Source organism: Natrononativus amylolyticus (genome assembly GCF_024362525.1).
In the GTDB taxonomy this organism is placed as follows: domain Archaea; phylum Halobacteriota; class Halobacteria; order Halobacteriales; family Natrialbaceae; genus Natrononativus; species Natrononativus amylolyticus.
On sequence record NZ_CP101458.1, the window covers coordinates 445,853 to 461,144 of the forward strand.

The 15,292-nt window shown below is 67.2% G+C and carries 18 protein-coding genes; 12 read left to right on the plus strand and 6 right to left on the minus strand.

Translation table 11 applies throughout. From position 1 onward, the window contains the following. Positions 1 to 154: 154 nt before the first annotated feature. Positions 155 to 2,242, plus strand: coding sequence for a methionine--tRNA ligase (metG, locus tag NMQ11_RS02190; RefSeq protein ID WP_255169753.1), 2,088 nt, complete (start codon positions 155 to 157; stop codon positions 2,240 to 2,242). A 39-nt stretch (positions 2,243 to 2,281) separates the two neighbouring features. Here the strand turns inward: metG and NMQ11_RS02195 are convergent, their stop codons facing one another. Both NMQ11_RS02195 and NMQ11_RS02200 read right to left on the minus strand, forming a co-directional pair. After that, entirely contained in the window at positions 2,282 to 2,701 is a 420-nt protein-coding gene (locus NMQ11_RS02195; protein ID WP_255169754.1) for a hypothetical protein, read from the minus strand. An 85-nt stretch (positions 2,702 to 2,786) separates the two neighbouring features. Next, positions 2,787 to 3,071, minus strand: coding sequence for a GYD domain-containing protein (locus NMQ11_RS02200; protein ID WP_255169755.1), 285 nt, complete (start codon positions 3,069 to 3,071; stop codon positions 2,787 to 2,789). A gap of 121 nt (positions 3,072 to 3,192) precedes the next feature. Between NMQ11_RS02200 and pyk the strand changes: the two genes are divergently transcribed. The 5 genes from pyk (at position 3,193) to NMQ11_RS02225 (ending at position 7,916) form a co-directional block, all read left to right on the plus strand. Further along, complete coding sequence (gene pyk / locus NMQ11_RS02205; protein ID WP_255169756.1) at positions 3,193 to 4,944, plus strand: pyruvate kinase; 1,752 nt, start codon at positions 3,193 to 3,195, stop codon at positions 4,942 to 4,944. 45 nt (positions 4,945 to 4,989) lie between these two features. Next, on the plus strand, positions 4,990 to 5,310 hold the full coding sequence (locus NMQ11_RS02210) for a DUF7312 domain-containing protein (protein ID WP_255169757.1): 321 nt from the start codon (positions 4,990 to 4,992) through the stop codon (positions 5,308 to 5,310). 81 nt (positions 5,311 to 5,391) lie between these two features. Beyond that, positions 5,392 to 5,970, plus strand: a complete 579-nt coding sequence (locus NMQ11_RS02215) for an NfeD family protein (RefSeq protein ID WP_255169758.1) — start codon at positions 5,392 to 5,394, stop codon at positions 5,968 to 5,970. Positions 5,971 to 6,042: 72 nt separating this feature from the next. Next, positions 6,043 to 7,185, plus strand: a complete 1,143-nt coding sequence (locus NMQ11_RS02220; RefSeq protein ID WP_255169759.1) for an SPFH domain-containing protein — start codon at positions 6,043 to 6,045, stop codon at positions 7,183 to 7,185. Positions 7,186 to 7,298: 113 nt separating this feature from the next. Next, the gene (locus NMQ11_RS02225) at positions 7,299 to 7,916 is read left to right on the plus strand and encodes a winged helix-turn-helix transcriptional regulator (protein ID WP_255169760.1); all 618 of its coding nucleotides are present in this window, start codon (positions 7,299 to 7,301) and stop codon (positions 7,914 to 7,916) included. A 99-nt stretch (positions 7,917 to 8,015) separates the two neighbouring features. Here the strand turns inward: NMQ11_RS02225 and NMQ11_RS02230 are convergent, their stop codons facing one another. Further along, a complete protein-coding gene (locus tag NMQ11_RS02230; protein WP_255169761.1) occupies positions 8,016 to 8,249 on the minus strand; it encodes a DUF7123 family protein in 234 nt (77 codons plus the stop codon). 191 nt (positions 8,250 to 8,440) lie between these two features. Beyond that, positions 8,441 to 8,953, minus strand: coding sequence for an inosine/xanthosine triphosphatase (yjjX, locus tag NMQ11_RS02235; RefSeq protein ID WP_255169762.1), 513 nt, complete (start codon positions 8,951 to 8,953; stop codon positions 8,441 to 8,443). Positions 8,954 to 9,170: 217 nt separating this feature from the next. Here yjjX and NMQ11_RS02240 point away from each other — a divergent pair, with 217 nt between their 5' ends. From NMQ11_RS02240 to NMQ11_RS02250, 3 genes are read left to right on the plus strand one after another with little or no spacing between them, the layout of a single operon-like run. After that, positions 9,171 to 10,145 carry a transcription initiation factor IIB gene (locus NMQ11_RS02240; protein ID WP_255169763.1) on the plus strand — a complete coding sequence of 325 codons (975 nt, stop codon included), beginning with the start codon at positions 9,171 to 9,173 and terminating at the stop codon, positions 10,143 to 10,145. Between the two features lie 48 nt (positions 10,146 to 10,193). Then, positions 10,194 to 10,874 (plus strand): type I 3-dehydroquinate dehydratase, encoded by a 681-nt coding sequence (locus NMQ11_RS02245; RefSeq protein ID WP_255169764.1) that lies wholly within the window; start codon positions 10,194 to 10,196, stop codon positions 10,872 to 10,874. 48 nt (positions 10,875 to 10,922) lie between these two features. Further along, positions 10,923 to 11,333 (plus strand): zinc ribbon domain-containing protein, encoded by a 411-nt coding sequence (locus NMQ11_RS02250; protein ID WP_255169765.1) that lies wholly within the window; start codon positions 10,923 to 10,925, stop codon positions 11,331 to 11,333. Between the two features lie 33 nt (positions 11,334 to 11,366). On the opposite strand, the gene NMQ11_RS02255 is transcribed toward NMQ11_RS02250, so the two are convergent. Continuing rightward, positions 11,367 to 12,545 (minus strand): 3-dehydroquinate synthase II, encoded by a 1,179-nt coding sequence (locus NMQ11_RS02255; RefSeq protein WP_255169766.1) that lies wholly within the window; start codon positions 12,543 to 12,545, stop codon positions 11,367 to 11,369. A 138-nt stretch (positions 12,546 to 12,683) separates the two neighbouring features. On the opposite strand from NMQ11_RS02255, the gene NMQ11_RS02260 reads away from it, so the two are divergent. Continuing rightward, entirely contained in the window at positions 12,684 to 12,974 is a 291-nt protein-coding gene (locus NMQ11_RS02260) for a transcriptional regulator (protein WP_255169767.1), read from the plus strand. A 213-nt stretch (positions 12,975 to 13,187) separates the two neighbouring features. Further along, positions 13,188 to 13,550, plus strand: coding sequence for a DUF7344 domain-containing protein (locus NMQ11_RS02265; RefSeq protein WP_255169768.1), 363 nt, complete (start codon positions 13,188 to 13,190; stop codon positions 13,548 to 13,550). A gap of 78 nt (positions 13,551 to 13,628) precedes the next feature. Here the strand turns inward: NMQ11_RS02265 and NMQ11_RS02270 are convergent, their stop codons facing one another. Then, the gene (locus NMQ11_RS02270; protein WP_255169769.1) at positions 13,629 to 14,048 is read right to left on the minus strand and encodes a Rieske (2Fe-2S) protein; all 420 of its coding nucleotides are present in this window, start codon (positions 14,046 to 14,048) and stop codon (positions 13,629 to 13,631) included. A gap of 206 nt (positions 14,049 to 14,254) precedes the next feature. On the opposite strand from NMQ11_RS02270, the gene NMQ11_RS02275 reads away from it, so the two are divergent. Continuing rightward, a complete protein-coding gene (locus NMQ11_RS02275) occupies positions 14,255 to 15,277 on the plus strand; it encodes a sensor histidine kinase (protein WP_255169770.1) in 1,023 nt (340 codons plus the stop codon). The last annotated feature ends 15 nt before the right edge of the window (positions 15,278 to 15,292 follow it).

The window sequence follows — 15,292 nt, forward strand, 5'->3', positions numbered from 1 at the left end:
ATGTGTATGCGGCGATAACGCCGTCGCCGGAGGGAAAGCCACGAACGCCGGTCATACGGCTTTGTCGTGGACTCGAAATCCGGCTCGTTTTCGCCGTATAGACTGTCGACCGAAAACCGGCGGGTTTTACGCCCGCCATCGACTGAGCACACGTATGAGCCACGACGAGTTTCCAACCGACAGACCCGCGGTAGTCACGTGCGGATTGCCGTACGCCAACGGCGACCTGCACGTCGGACACCTGCGAACGTACGTGGGCGGCGACGCGCTGTCGCGCGCCCTCGAGACGCTGGGCCAGAAGACGGCGTACGTCTCCGGCTCCGACATGCACGGCACGCCGGTCGCGGTCAACGCCGAAAAGGAGGGCGTCGATCCCGAGGAGTTCGCCCTGCGTTGGCACGAGCAGTACGAGGAGACGTTCCCGAAGTTCGGCGTCGAGTTCGACAACTACGGCCACACACACGACGAAACGAACACCGAACTCACCCGGGAGATCGTCCGCACGTTAGACGAGGAGGGGTACGTCTACGAGGACGAGGTGCTGGTCGCCTACGACCCCGAGGCCGACCAGTATCTCCCCGACCGCTACGTCGAGGGGACCTGCCCCTACTGCGGGGCGAAGGCCCGCGGCGACGAGTGCGACGAGGGCTGTCAGCGCCACTTGGAGCCGGGCGAGGTCGAAGACCCGCGAAGCGTTCGAACGGGCAACCCCGCGGAGTACCGCGAGCGGACCCACAAGTTCTTCCGGGTCTCGGAGTTCGCCGACTACCTCACGGAGTTCTTAGACGGCCTCGAGGGGACATCGAACGCGCGCAATCAGCCCCGCCAGTGGATCGAGGACGGTCTTCAAGACTGGTGTCTCACCCGCGACATGGAGTGGGGAATCGACTACCCCGGCGCCGAGGACGACGACATCGTCCTCTACGTCTGGGTCGACGCGCCGATCGAGTACATCGCCTCGACGAAACAGTACACAGAGCGCGTCGGAACCGACGAGTACGACTGGGAGGCGGTCTGGAAGGGCGACGGGGAAATCGTCCACGTCATCGGCCGGGACATCATCCAGCACCACACGATCTTTTGGCCGGCGATGCTCGAGGCCGCAGCGTACAACGCGCCGCGGGCGGTCGCCGCCACGGGCTTCATCACGATCGGCGGCAAGGGGCTCTCGACGAGCCGTAACCGGGCGATCTGGGCGAACGAGTACTTAGCGGAGGGCTTTCACCCCGACCTGCTGCGGTACTACCTGACGACGACCGGCGGCCTCCAGCAGGACGTCGACTTCACCTGGGAGGCGTTCCAGGAGAAGGTCAACGGCGAACTCGTCGGGACGGTCGGCAACTTCTGGTACCGCTCTCTGCTCTTTGCCTACCGGAACTACGAGGGGGCCCCGGAGGGCGAGGTTTCCGAAGAGGTGGTCGAGCGCATCGAGGGCGCGATCGGCGAGTTCCGCGAGGCAGTCAACGACTACTCGCTGCGCGGGGTCGGCCAGGCGGCCACTCGGCTGGCCCAGTTCGGCAACGAGTACATCCAGCGCAACGAGCCCTGGAAGCTCACCGACGACGAGCCCGAAGAGGCCGCCCAGGTCATCCGCGACTGCGTCCAGATCGCGAAGGCCGTCGGCGTCCTCATCGAGCCGATCGCCCCCGGCAAGGCCCAGGCGCTCTGGGAGCAGATCGGCGAGGACGGCGCCGTCGCCGAGGCCCACCTCGAGGCCGCCCTCGAGGCGCCGCCGCGGAACTTCGGCGAACCCGGCGAACTCTTCGAGAAGATCGAGGACGACCGCGTCGACGAACTCGAGGCGGCGCTCGAAGACCGGATCGAGGCGGCCGCGACGGACGAGACTGAAACCGAAAGCGACGACACCGGGGCGGGCGAAGACGCGGCCATGGCAGACGAACGCGACCTCGAGCCGCTGCTCGAAGACCGCATCAGCTTCGACGACTTCCAGAACCTCGACATCCGCGTCGGCCGCATCGAGCACGCGGAGGGGATCGAGGGGGCCGACGACCTCGCGAAACTCGAGGTCGACATCGGCTTCGAGACTCGCCAGGTCGTCGCGGGAATCAAGCAACTGCACGACCTGGAGTCGCTACCCGGCGAGAAGTGCGTCCTGCTCGCGAACATGGAGCCCGCGGAGCTGTTCGGCGTCGAGTCCAACGGGATGATCCTCGCGGCGGGCGAGGAGGCCGACCTGCTGACGACCCACGGCGAGAGCGAGGTCGGCGAGAAGGTGCGGTAAGCGCGCCTCTCCGGTCACGTTCTCTGACTCTTCGATCGGTTACTCTTCTACGGACGCTGAGTACGCCTCGCCGAAGACGTCGTGTTCGGTGATCGTCGCTCGACGAACGCCGCCGTGAACCCGCGCCTCGAGACGGTAGCCCGTCTCGACCAGGTCGTCGGTGCAGGCACCGAACCTCCAGTAGTCGTTGGCCGCGACGACCAGCAGGTCGAGGCGGTCCTGTGAGTTCTCGTACTTTGCGTGGGCCAGTTCCACGGTTCCGCACCGGCTCGAGCCGTACTGGACGGTGCCGCGGGCGGTAACGGTGTCGCCCTCGAGAGCGATGTCCGGAGACGCGTCGGAAGCGAGCTGGGGGTCGACCAGATCGAAGTCGGTCGAAACACGAAGTCCGTCGAGACAGCCCGCGGTTGCGACGACCCCGGTTCCGACGACTGCGCCGAGATACGCGCGTCGCTGCATGGCATCTCAGTCGGAGCGGAGCGCCGAATAAGTATCGGTAAATTGACCGTTCCGGTGGCCGCTCGAGCGAGTCCAGCCCGCCGAGCTAGATCTCGTCGACCAGGTGAGAGAAGTCGTCGGTGTTGACGATCTCCATGGTCTGTGCGGACAGTCCGTGGCGACGAAGCGTCAGCGCCGCTTTGAACGCCCCCTCCCGGTCGGGCGCCTCGAACGTGACGAGGAAGTCGTGCTCGCCCAGGATCGCGTAGGAGTCGATGAGTTCGGCATCGTGTTCCTCGAGTTCACCCCGGATCTCTCCCCAGATCGAAGCCAGCTCCTGGGCGTTCTGGACGTCACGCTCTGCGGTTACGAGCGACGCGTACTTTGGCATACCCGCCGGTACTCCGTTCGCACTCAAAACCCTTGGCCTGGCGGAGAGTTCTCGGTAAGAATGCAACTCGAAGGCGAGTAAGTCGCGTACCTTTTTGCCGCCCTCGCGTGTAGCCACGCGCATGAGAAACGCGAAAATCGTGTGCACGCTCGGGCCGGCCTCCGACGACAGGTCGACGATCCGCACACTCGCAGAGGCGGGGATGTCCGTCGCCCGCCTGAACGCGAGCCACGGCAGCGCCGAGGACCGGGCCGACCTGATCGCGCGAGTCAAAAGCGTCGACGAGGGCACGGATTTTCCCGTCGCGACGATGCTCGACATGCAGGGTCCGGAGATCAGAACCGCCCCGCTTCCGGGCGGGGAGACGGTTACCCTCGAGACCGGTTCGGAGATCACCTTCCGCGAGGGCGAGGAGGCGACGGCCGGGACCGTCGGCCTCTCGCTGGCCGTCGACGGCGTCGAAGCCGGCGACCGCATCCTCCTCGACGACGGGTTGATCGAGACGACGGTGGTCGACGTCGACGGCGGGACCATCCGCGCGCGAGTCGACACCGGCGGCGAGCTCGGCGGGCGAAAGGGCGTCAACGTTCCGGGCGTCGACCTCGACCTCGACATCGTCACCGAGAAGGACCGGCGGGATCTCGAACTCGCCGCCGAGGCGGACGTCGACTTCGTCGCCGCAAGTTTCGTCCGGGACGCGGCGGACGTCTACGAGGTCAGCGAGGCACTCGAGGCGTTCGGCGCAGATATTCCGATCGTCTCGAAGATCGAGCGGGCGGGCGCCGTCGAGAACTTAGACGAGATCATCGACGCCTCCCACGGGATCATGGTCGCCCGCGGCGACCTCGGCGTCGAGTGTCCGATGGAGGACGTGCCGATGATCCAGAAGCGGATCATCCGGAAGTGCCAGAACGCGGGACGACCCGTGATCACGGCGACCGAGATGCTGGACTCGATGGTCCACGCCAGGCGGCCGACGCGCGCGGAGGCCTCGGACGTGGCCAACGCCGTCCTCGACGGCACCGACGCGGTGATGCTCTCGGCGGAGACGGCCGTCGGCGACCACCCCGTCGCCGTCGTCGAGGCGATGGACAGCATCGTCCGCGAGGTCGAGGGGTCGGCTGAGTACGACGAGGTGCTCGAGCAGCGCGTCCCCACCGCCGGCGAGGCCCGGACCGACGCGCTCGCCCGGTCCGCCCGGTATCTCGCCCGGGACATCGGCGCGGACGCGATCGTCGCGGCCACCGAATCCGGCTACACGGCGCTCAAAACCGCGAAGTACCGCCCCGGCGTGCCGGTCGTCGCCTCGACGCCGAGCCACCGCGTCCGCCGCCAGCTCGCGCTCGCCTGGGGAGTCAACGCGCTGTACGCCCAGGTTTCCGACCAGGGCGCCGACGCCGTCGTCGAGAAGGCGGTGCAGGCGGCCCTCGACGCCGGCGTCGCCCAGAGCGGCGACACGGTCGTCGTCCTCTGTGGGATGATGACCGAACTCGAGGGCGCGAACACGACGAACATGCTGAAAGTCCACGTCGCCGCCGACGCGCTCGCGACCGGCCGGGTCGTCGTCGGCGGTCGCGCCGCGGGGCCGATCGCCAGGCTCGACGACGGCGACCTCTCGGCGATTCCCGACGGGGCGATTCTGGCGCTCGATACGGGGTTCGACGACGAGTTCCAGGGCGACCTCGAGCGCATCGGCGGGATCATCGACGCGCGCCCCGGGATGACCGGGTACCCGGCGCTCGTCGCCCGTGAGATGGACGTTCCGATGGTGAGCGGCGCCGACGTCTCGAGCCTCGAGTCCGGGCAGATCGCCACGATCGACGGCGAGCGCGGCGTCGTCTACGGCGGGGACATCGGGGCTCGAGAGCGGTGACCGGCGGACCGCGCCTTTTTCATCCGGGCCCGACTACAGGTCCGTATGGCTGAAGACCCGTCCGGCGACGATCCGGACGCCACCACCGAGGAGGGTGGCTTCGAGTTCGGTACGGTCGACGAGAAGACGTCCGAGGAGGCGTGGGACCGGACGCCGATCACGCCGGCAGCCTCCGACGAGCGCTCTGACGGTCGCCCGGCGCCGGAGGGGGCGGACGACGCCGAAGACGACCCGTACGGCCCCGAGCCGCGGTCGACGCCGGTCGTCGCGGGCGAGCCGTCGCTCGAGAACGCGGTCTTCGTCGCTCTCGGCGCCGTCGCCATGATTCTGGTCATCGTCAGGGTCGCCTCGATCGCGTTCGTCTGAGCCCACTCCCGCGAGTGAGTGGGCACCTTCCTCTCCGGGTTGCGGTAAACACTTAATCGGAACGAGACCTTAGTCACGCGTATGCTCGAACTTCTCGTCGAGAATATGCCGCTCACGCTGCTGGCGGCCGGACTCGTGCTGATGGCGCTCGAGGCGCTCTCCCCCGGTGCACACCTGATCGTCATCGGCGTCGCACTGGTCGGCGCGGGGCTGGTCGGGGTGTTGTTCCCGCCGGCGGCCGCACCGCTCGTTCTCGCCGCGCTGACGCTGGTCATCGGCGCCGCGGCGGCCTACGTCTACCGCGAGTTCGACTTCTACGGGGGGAAGGGAACCGCCCAGACGAAGGACTCGAGCGCGCTCTCGGGGGCGACCGGCTACGTCACCGAGACGGTGACTACGCGGGGCGGCGAGGTCAAACTCGACAAGGGCGGATTCGCACCCTACTACAGCGCCCGAACGACCAGCGGCAGCATCGAGGAGGGCGAGGAGGTCATCGTCCTCGATCCGGGCGGCGGGAACGTGCTGACCGTCGAGGCGATGGGCGCCATCGAAAGCGACGAGATCGACCGCGCGCTCGCACGCGGTGCCGAGGAGTCGGCGGAGTCGACCGGCGACGCTCGAGCGGACGAGTCGGCGACGGAGACCGAAAAAACGCGGTGACGCGGCCCCGCACTCGTAACGTGTTAGTCAAATAAGGGAACGCTTTTTACGTCACCACCGTAAGACGTCAGTATGGTACCCGATCTGATAATCATGCAAGCCGCCGGCATCGGGCTGTTCGTTGGGGCACTCGTGCTCATCGTCGTCATCGCGGCGCTGCTGAGTGCGATCGAGATCGTCAACGCGTACGAAAAGCGCGCGCTGACGGTGTTCGGGGAGTACCGCAAACTGCTCGAGCCCGGTATCAACCTGGTGCCGCCGTTCGTCTCGAAGACGTACAAGTTCGACATGCGAACCCAGACGCTCGACGTCCCGCGCCAGGAGGCGATCACCCGGGACAACTCGCCCGTCACGGCCGATGCCGTCGTCTACATCAAGGTGATGGACGCGAAGAAGGCGTTCCTCGAGGTCGACGACTACAAGCGCGCCGTCTCGAACCTCGCCCAGACGACGCTGCGTGCCGTCATCGGTGACATGGAGCTCGACGACACGCTCTCCAAGCGCGAGGAGATCAACGCCCGGATCCGCACGGAACTCGACGAGCCCACCGACGAGTGGGGGATCCGCGTCGAGAGCGTGGAGGTCCGCGAGGTCAACCCCTCGAAGGACGTCCAGCGCGCGATGGAGCAACAGACCTCCGCGGAGCGCAAACGCCGTGCCATGATCCTCGAGGCCCAGGGTGAACGCCGCAGCGCCGTCGAGACCGCGGAGGGTGACAAGCAGTCGAACATCATCCGCGCCCAGGGTGAAAAGCAGAGCCAGATCTTAGAGGCACAGGGTGACGCCATCTCGACCGTGCTCCGCGCCCGCGCCGCAGAGTCGATGGGAGAACGCGCGATCATCGACATGGGTATGGACACGCTCGCAGAGATCGGTCAGAGCGAGTCGACGACGTTCGTCCTCCCGCAGGAGCTCTCTTCGATGCTCGGCCGCTACGGCAAGCACCTCTCGGGTAGCGACATCAAGGAGAACGGTCGCGTCCTCGACAGCCTCGAGTTCGACGAGGAAACCCGCGAGCTCATCGGGCTCGACGACATCAGCGAGATGATCGGCGAGATCGACGAGGAGGCCGACATGGACGTCGAGGCGATGGAACAGGAGGCTCAGGCGATCAAGGAGGGGAAGGATCCGAAGAACATCAAGGATCCCGACGAGGTCATCGAGGAGATGAGCCAGGACTTCGAGGACGCCTCGCCGGATTCCTCGTCTGACTGAAGGCGGATCTCGGCGGTCCTATTCTCCGGTATCGCCGGTGCAACTGATAGCAATTGCTGGGATAGAGCGAAACCTGTTTTAGCCCCCGTCTCATTACGGGCTGTAGGTACAGCATGACCGCTCCTGACGGGGTCGACGAACAGAAACGGGCGACCCTGCGCCGGTTCGCCGCCGTCGGCGCCGCCGCTCCGCTTGCGCGTTTTTCCGATTCAGCGGCCGCCGAGACCGGCGAGAGCGACGCTCGAGACGCCATCGTCGGCTACCTTTCGGCGACGCCCGGCGCTCACTTCTCGAAGATCCGCGACGATCTCCAGCTCGGCACCGGCGAGACACAACACCACCTCCGCCGGCTCGAAGAGAGTGGCCTCATCGAGCGCTACCGCGACGGCGACTACAAGCGGTTCGTTCCCGCGGATCGGTTCGACGAGTTCGAGAAGGCGACCCTCGGCTACCTCCGCCGGGATACGCCGCGCGGAATGCTGATCGAACTGCTGCGGACGCCCGACGCCACCGGCGGCGACCTCGCGAGCGCCCTCGGCGTCTCCGCGCCGACGGTGAGCAAGTACGCCGGCAAACTCGAGGAAGCGGGTGTCCTCTCTCGGGAGGACGGCTACGCGGTCGAGCGCCCGGAGACGGTCCTCCTGCTCGTCGTGCGGTACGCCGACTCGTTCGACCAGCGGGCCAGCGCGCTCGCGGCTAACGCGGACACCCTGCTCCGGTACGACGGCTGAACGCGTCTCGAAGCGGTGTTTGCGAACTCGACTCGCGAGCGCCGCCGCTGCTCGATCGAGGGCGAACACGGCTCCGCAGAACGGGCGGGGCGGCGCTCCTCAGGCGTCGACTTTCCAGGTCGTACTCGAGGAGTAGCCCCACTTTTCGATGTGGACGTCGTAGCTCCCCTCCTGGAGGGTCGTCATGTTCGATCCGACCTCTTTCGCCGTCATACCGAGCTCCTCGCCGATGAGCCGCGACTTGAAGTACGTCTTCGTCGCCGCGTTCTCCCGGAGGTACTGGAGAATCTGGCGCTGTTTGGTGGTGAGGTCGGGAACCGTTGCAGTGCTCATACTCAGTTTCAGGCTTGCGGCCCTAATAGGGGGTTTGGTACGTGCGGTTAATACGGCGTCCGCTTGCGATTTCTACGCGAAGTAATCTCGTACTAACCGGATGGAAACGGAATCTTGGTACGAGTAGTTAATACACGCTGTCGCCAGAGACTCACGCCTCGGCGAGTGTCGTCGGCCCCGACCGATCGAACTCACTCGTAATGGCTCGTGACGAACGGCGCGGCCGCACACGCGACCGCCGCCGCGAGCGCGTCGGTTCGGTCGATCAGCCCGTCCGTCAGCGCGCCGACGGCCCCCGCGTCCCGGGCGATACCGGTCGTCCCGAGGTACTCGTCCATCACCGGACCTAGTTCGGCGCCGTCGTCGAGTCGACCGGCGATCCGTTCCGGCAGCGCCAGGCTCGGCCCGGCGCCCCGTCCCGTCCGGTCGCCGTCGGTGACGGCGGCCCACATGATGAGGTACAGCCCCGGTGCGGTGTCGATCGTGGCGACGCCGCCCTCGAGTCCGACGCCGTACTCCGCCCCCGACTCGAGCGCCCGCCGGGCGCGGGTTTCCGCGCCGTCGATCGTCTCGGCGACCGAGCGGGGCTGTTCGGCGACGCCCGAATCGACGTCGACGCTCGAGACGGTCGGCTCGTACCGCTCGAGGGCGCGTTCGACGGCGGCGACCTTCACCGGGTTGGTGCTTCCGACTGCGACGTGCATACTCGGCGTTGTGAGCGGGGACGGTTTGTCTCCCTCGATCCGGGCGGACACACCCTCATTAATGTTTTGATTTTTCATGCTACTACCGACGAATAGACGGATCTCGAGCGATTTCGCGTGTGGATTCCGAAACCTTTAAATTTGGCGTGTCTGAACGAGGTAGATAACGACTCCGTTCGGGCGCTTCCTGCTGGTTCGCCCGGAGGATTTCCCCCGTATGACAAACGCACCACCAACTACCAGAGTCCGACGTAGCGATCAAGCGGAGACCGAGACCGAAACCGAAGACAGCAGCGTTTCCTGCCCCGAGTGTACGGGCCACCTCGTCGTCGACGACGAACACGGCGAGACCGTCTGTGAGGACTGCGGACTCGTCGTCGACGAGAAGTCCGTCGACCGCGGCCCGGAGTGGCGTGCGTTCGACGCCGCCGAGAAGAACAAGAAGAGCCGCGTCGGCGCACCAACCACGAACACGATGCACGACAAGGGGCTGTCGACGAACATCGACTGGCGCAACAAGGACGCCTACGGCAACTCCCTGGGCAGCCGCCAGCGCGAGAAGATGCAGCGCCTGCGAAAGTGGAACGAGCGCTTCCGGACCCGTGACTCCAAGGAACGCAACCTCAAGCAGGCCCTCGGCGAGATCGACCGCATGGCGAGCGCGCTGGGCCTCCCGACGAACGTCCGCGAGACCGCCAGCGTGATCTATCGGCGCGCGCTCAACGAGGACCTCCTGCCGGGGCGGTCGATCGAGGGCGTCTCGACGTCCTGCGTCTACGCGGCGGCCCGCCAGGCCGGCGTCCCCCGCAGCTTAGACGAGATCGCCGACGTCAGCCGCGTCGAGAAGAACGAGATCGCCCGCACCTACCGCTACGTCGTCCGCGAACTCGGCCTCGAGGTTCAGCCGGCCGACCCCGAGAGCTACGTCCCGCGCTTCGCGTCGGGGCTCGACCTCTCCGACGAGGCCGAACACCGCGCCCGCTCGCTGCTCCAGAACGCGAAGGAGAAGGGCGTCCACTCGGGCAAGTCGCCGGTCGGGCTGGCCGCAGCGGCCGTCTACGCCGCCGCGTTGCTCACCAACGAGAAGACCACGCAGGCGGCCGTCTCCGACGTCGCCGACATCTCCGAAGTGACGATCCGCAACCGCTACCACGAGCTGCTCGAGGCCGAGGAAACCCTCGGGATGGCGTAACTCGCCGGAAAGCTACCCGTTTTTACGCGCGCTCTCCGATCTGTCGCCATGGAGTTCGACTCGTTTTCGCTCGCCGCCTCGACGGCCGACCTCGGCGACGAGCCCGCCGCACGCGAGTACGCGGACCTCCTCGAGTTCCGAATGGACCTCGCACCCGAGCCGCTCGCGGCCCTCGAGTCCTACGACGGCGACCTCCCGGTGCTGGCGACGAACCGCGCCCGCTGGGAGGGCGGCGAGGCCGACGACGAGGGGCGCCTCGAGGCGCTCGCAGCGGCGACCGCCAACGAGTCTGTCGCGGCGATCGACGTCGAACTCGCGTCGATCCGGGCCGGCGATGCCGAGGCGGTCCTCGAGACGGCCCGCGAGCGCGGCGTGACCGTCGTCGCCTCCGCACACGACTTCGAGGGGACCGACGACCGGGCGACGCTGATGCGAACGCTCGCGCTCGCGACCGACCGCGGCGACGTCGGCAAACTCGCGGTGACGGCCGCGTCGCTCGCCGACGCGCTCGAGGTGCTGTCGGTCACGCGGGCGCTGACCGAAAACGGCGAGCGGGTCGCGACGATGGCGATGGGCGAGGTCGGCCGCCACTCGCGGGCGGTCGCGCCCGTCTACGGCTCGAAGATCGGCTACGCGCCGGTCGACCCCGCGGAGGCGACGGCGCCCGGACAGTACGATCTCGAGACGCTCGCGGCGCTGGTCGAGCAACTCGCGCCGCGGGGGGAGTGAAAAGCGAGAGAATTAACCGCCCACGGTTGAGAGTATTGCACACTGACAATGACATGGTTTCGCGCGTTGGTCGCAGCCGGGCTCTCGGTGATCCTCCCCGGCGCGGGCCACGCTCTGCTTCGTGACTGGGTTCGAGCCCTGCTGTTTGCCGGTCTGTTCGTCTCTGCGGTCGCGATCTTTCTGCCGACCGATCAGCTCTCGGCGGCGAGTTCGATGACCGGCGCCGTCGACACCGCGATGGAGGGAACCGGAACGATGGACCGGTTCGTCCTCTCGTTTATCGTTCTCTTTGCGGCGATCGACGCCACCATCCGGGCGCTCGGTCTCCCGCGGAACTCGAGCGCATCGGGGGACGGCCCCACCTGTCCGCAGTGCGGGCGCGAACTCGACGAGGAACTCGAGTTCTGTCACTGGTGTACGACGCGTCTCGAGCCCGAACCGGAACCCGACGGCCCCTGAGACGGTCCGCGCGGACGGCTCGAACCCGCCCGACTACTGTTCGATGATACTTTCCTCGACGGCCTCGCCGAAGTGACGAGCCGTGTCCTCGTAGTACAGCGCGAGTTCATCGCCGACCTCGAGGTCCGTCACCGCCGCCCGCCCGTCGCTCGTGGCGACCTTGATCGTCTCGGCGTTCTGGAGCAGGGTTTCGACGCGGTCGCCGTCGGCGGTTTCGAGGGCGACCCGGAACATCGGCCGCTTCTCGATCTTCACGCGACCGACGATCGCCTCACGGGTGTGGCCGTCTGTGTCGACGACCTGGACCTCGTCGCCGCTGCGAAGCTCCGAGAGGTACTTCGTGCCGCCGTCGGGGGTTCGGACGTAGGCGTGGACCGCGCCGGCGTTGACCCGGAACGGCCGCGAGGCGACGTACGGCGACTCGGCGGTTTCGGCGTGGACGAACACCAGCCCCCGCGACATCGAGCCGACGAGCATCCCCTCGTCGTGTTCGAACAGGCTCCCCGTGTCGACGCAGACCCGGTCCGCGCTGCCCACCTGTTCGATGTCGACGACCGCGGCGTACTCGAGGTCGAGGCGCTCGCGGTCGGCGGCGTCGCGAACCTCGACGGTGCGGCGGATCTCGTCGGGGTCGTCGCTGTCGAGGAGGACGGCGTCGGCGCCGATCTCGAGCGTTTCGAAGGCGGTTTTCGCCTCCTCGGCGGTGGTCACGCCTGCGACGAGGGAGGTCTCCTCGCCGATGCGGGCGATCAGGTTCTCGAGCGGGATGATCGTCCAGTCCTCGCCGATGACGATGGTGTACTCCGCCTCCGTCGCGGCGGCCTCGGCGAACGTCTCGTACTCGGTGTCGAGGATGCGGACGTAGGCGCCGCCGTCGACGTCGGCGTCCCGGCGCAGCGTCGAGAGATCGGCCGACCCCGAGAAGTCACTCGGCAGATCGATCGTGCCGTCGCCCTCGCCTTCCTTGCCGACGACGAACGCGTCCGGCTGGACGCCGTCGCCGTCGTCTTCGGGGCTGTCGATCAGCGTGACGTCGCCGCCGGTGCGGAACGCGGCGACGGAGATGTCCCCGAGTTCGCGGACGCGTTCGACGTCGTCCTCGTCGACCAGCACCCAGTCGGCCCCGGCCTCGAGGGCGGTCGTGATTCGGTTTCGTCTGCGCTCCCAGTCGCCGACGGTGTCGTCGGCTTTGACCCAGACTGCTCTCGTCATGGCTCGACCCTCGAACGGAACCGGCTTGAACGTGGCGAAACTGCCAGTCGTCCCGTCCCCGCCGCGGGCGGGTCGGGTCGCCAGCGGTCGCGGTGAACGGCCAAACACGTATACGCGACGCGCCGGTATCGCTCGAGTATGCGAGAGGCCGACGAAACGACGCGCCAGCGGCTGGCCCGGGCGCTCCGCGAGGAGCCGGGGACGCCGAGTGCCCTCGCGGAGCGCTTCGACCTGACACCCGGTTCGGTGCTCCGGCACGTCGAGCACGTCTCCCGATCCGTCGAGGGAACCGGCGAACAGTTCCTGGTCGCGCCGCCGGCGTGTGAGGAGTGCGGGTTCGATCGCTTCGACGACCTGCTGAACCGCCCGTCGCGGTGTCCGTCCTGTAAGAGCGAGTCCGTCACGGAGCCGACGTTCACGATCGAGTGAGTCCGAACACCGATCGTTATCGATACACAGACTGTGTTCGACCGCGGAACGATGTGAAACGAAGTCGATACTAATATCTGTGACGCGGGCTAGTAACCCGATAGAACCGCCGAGCGGGTCGGACACGGCGGCTCGACACGCACCGGGCCGATCCGTCACCGCTCGCGACCGGCTGTGCGTTCGGCTACCCAGCGGTTCGTCCGAGTAACACGCATGACTGTCACGTCACACTCCGGGTTCGGTTGCGCTGAGTTCGTACTGGCACTTCTCGAGTGGCTCGAACACCGCGAGGAACAGCCCGCCGCGATCGACGAGGCGTTTCGACTCCTCGCGAACCACCGGCGGCGGCTGTTCATCGAGGTGATGTGTACCTACCAGGAGGAGGTAACCCTCCCGGACGCCGCAGAGGAGGTGGCAAGCCGCGAAACCGGGCTTCCGGTCGTGGAGATCTCCGCCGAGCGCGTCGCCGACGTCTACATCTCGCTGTACCACGACCACCTGCCGCGACTCGTCGACGCCGACTTACTCGAGTACGACCAGGAACGCGACCTGGTCGCCCCCGTCGCGCTGGCGTAGTACTCCTCGGGCGGCGACGCGTGAGTCGAACCGGCCGGGTGGGATCGGTCGATTCACGCGTTCTGGCGCGGCGAGCCACTAGAACTCCACGTTCGAGCGCGAGGTCCGGTCGGCCGCGTCGGTCTCGAGCGGGCCGACGCCGACGAACTCGTAGTCGTCGTCGGTCAGGTACACGTCCCCGTCTGCGACCGTCGTTTCGACGTCGCGCAGGTACGCGCCCTCACATGGCCCGAACGTACAGCGTCCGGAGTCCGCCTCGAAGTACGCGCCGTGGTTCTCACAGACGATCTCGTCGCCGCGCATCGTCGCACCGTCTCCCTTGTCGAGGGCGACGTGCGTGAAGTGCTGACAGGTGTTTAGCCACCCCGCCACTCCCTCACCGTCTCTGACGAGCAGCGCTTCCCGCGTCTCGCTCGCGTCCCGGTCGCGGACTCGAAAGAGGAACGTCGACGACTCCGGAACGGACTCGAGTGTCGCGATACGGCCTGTCGACTCCATCGCCTGCGGATTATCGGTCGCCGCCTGTGAACGTTCCGAACGCTGGCGTGTCACAGTTGCCGTCCGCTACATCTGCATTGGACGCGCCGAGTCCGGTTCGCAGGACCTCACGCGGGCAATCCCGAGGATTGATAACAGTCGGATTGCAACCACCCTGGTACCAACCTACCCGAGTCAGTATGCAAATTCCTCCGCTCCGTCCCCCCGTGAGAGTCGTCGCCGTCGCGTTCGGTGCGGTTTGTGCGGTCCTGAGCTGGTATCACATCCGCCACGCAATGCTGATGGAGGGCTCGTGGGAGATCGTCCCACAGGCGCTGTTCCCGCTCGTCCTGACCGCGCTGTTGCTCGTCGCCGGCTCGCGCGCCCTCGCCCGCCTCCCCGACCGAGAGGTGCTCCGGCTGGCCGCCTGGATCGTCGTCGGCATGGCGACGCTCGCGCTGGTCGGCGTCTGGATCATCTCCCACCAGCTGGGCCACGGTGACGACTTCACCCACAAGGAGTACGTCGTCGCCAACGCCGTCACCGCCGGGGCGCTTGGCGGCCTCGCCGTCGGCTGGTACAACGCCCAGCGCCAGGTCGCTACGCGAAAGCTGCGTCGACAGAACGAGCGCCTCGAGGCGTTCGCTGGGATCGTCACCCACGACCTGCGAAACCCGCTCGCGGTCGCGATAAGTCACCTCTCGCTGGCCCGCGAGGCGGAGAACCCGCGAACGCACCTCGACGAACTCGAGAACGCCCACAACCGGATGGACGAGATCATCGAGGAACTGCTCGAACTCGCCCGCAGCGGCAACGAGATCAGCGACCTCGAGACGGTCGACCTCGAAGACGTCGCCGTCGACGCCTGGGAGAGCGTCTCGACCGAGGAAGCCTCGCTGGCGGTGACCGAGACGCGCGCGCTCGTGGCCGACCGGATGCGGCTGCTGCGCGTCTTCGAGAACCTCTACCGGAACGCCGTCGAGCACGTCGGCGACGGCGTCCAGGTGCGGGTCGAGGCGACCGCAGACGGCTTTGCCGTCGAGGACGACGGCCCCGGCTACCCCCGCGGGGTCGTCTCGGCGCTCGAGGACGGCAAACACGACCTCAGAAATCCCGCCGGCGCCGGACTCGGGTTGACGATCGTGACGCGGATCGTCGCCGCCCACGGCTGGACGCTGTCGGTCGGCACGAGCGAGACCGGCGGCGCGCGAATCGAGATCAGGGGCGTCTCCGGGCCGGCGTCGTCGTAACCGACGGCTATCGCG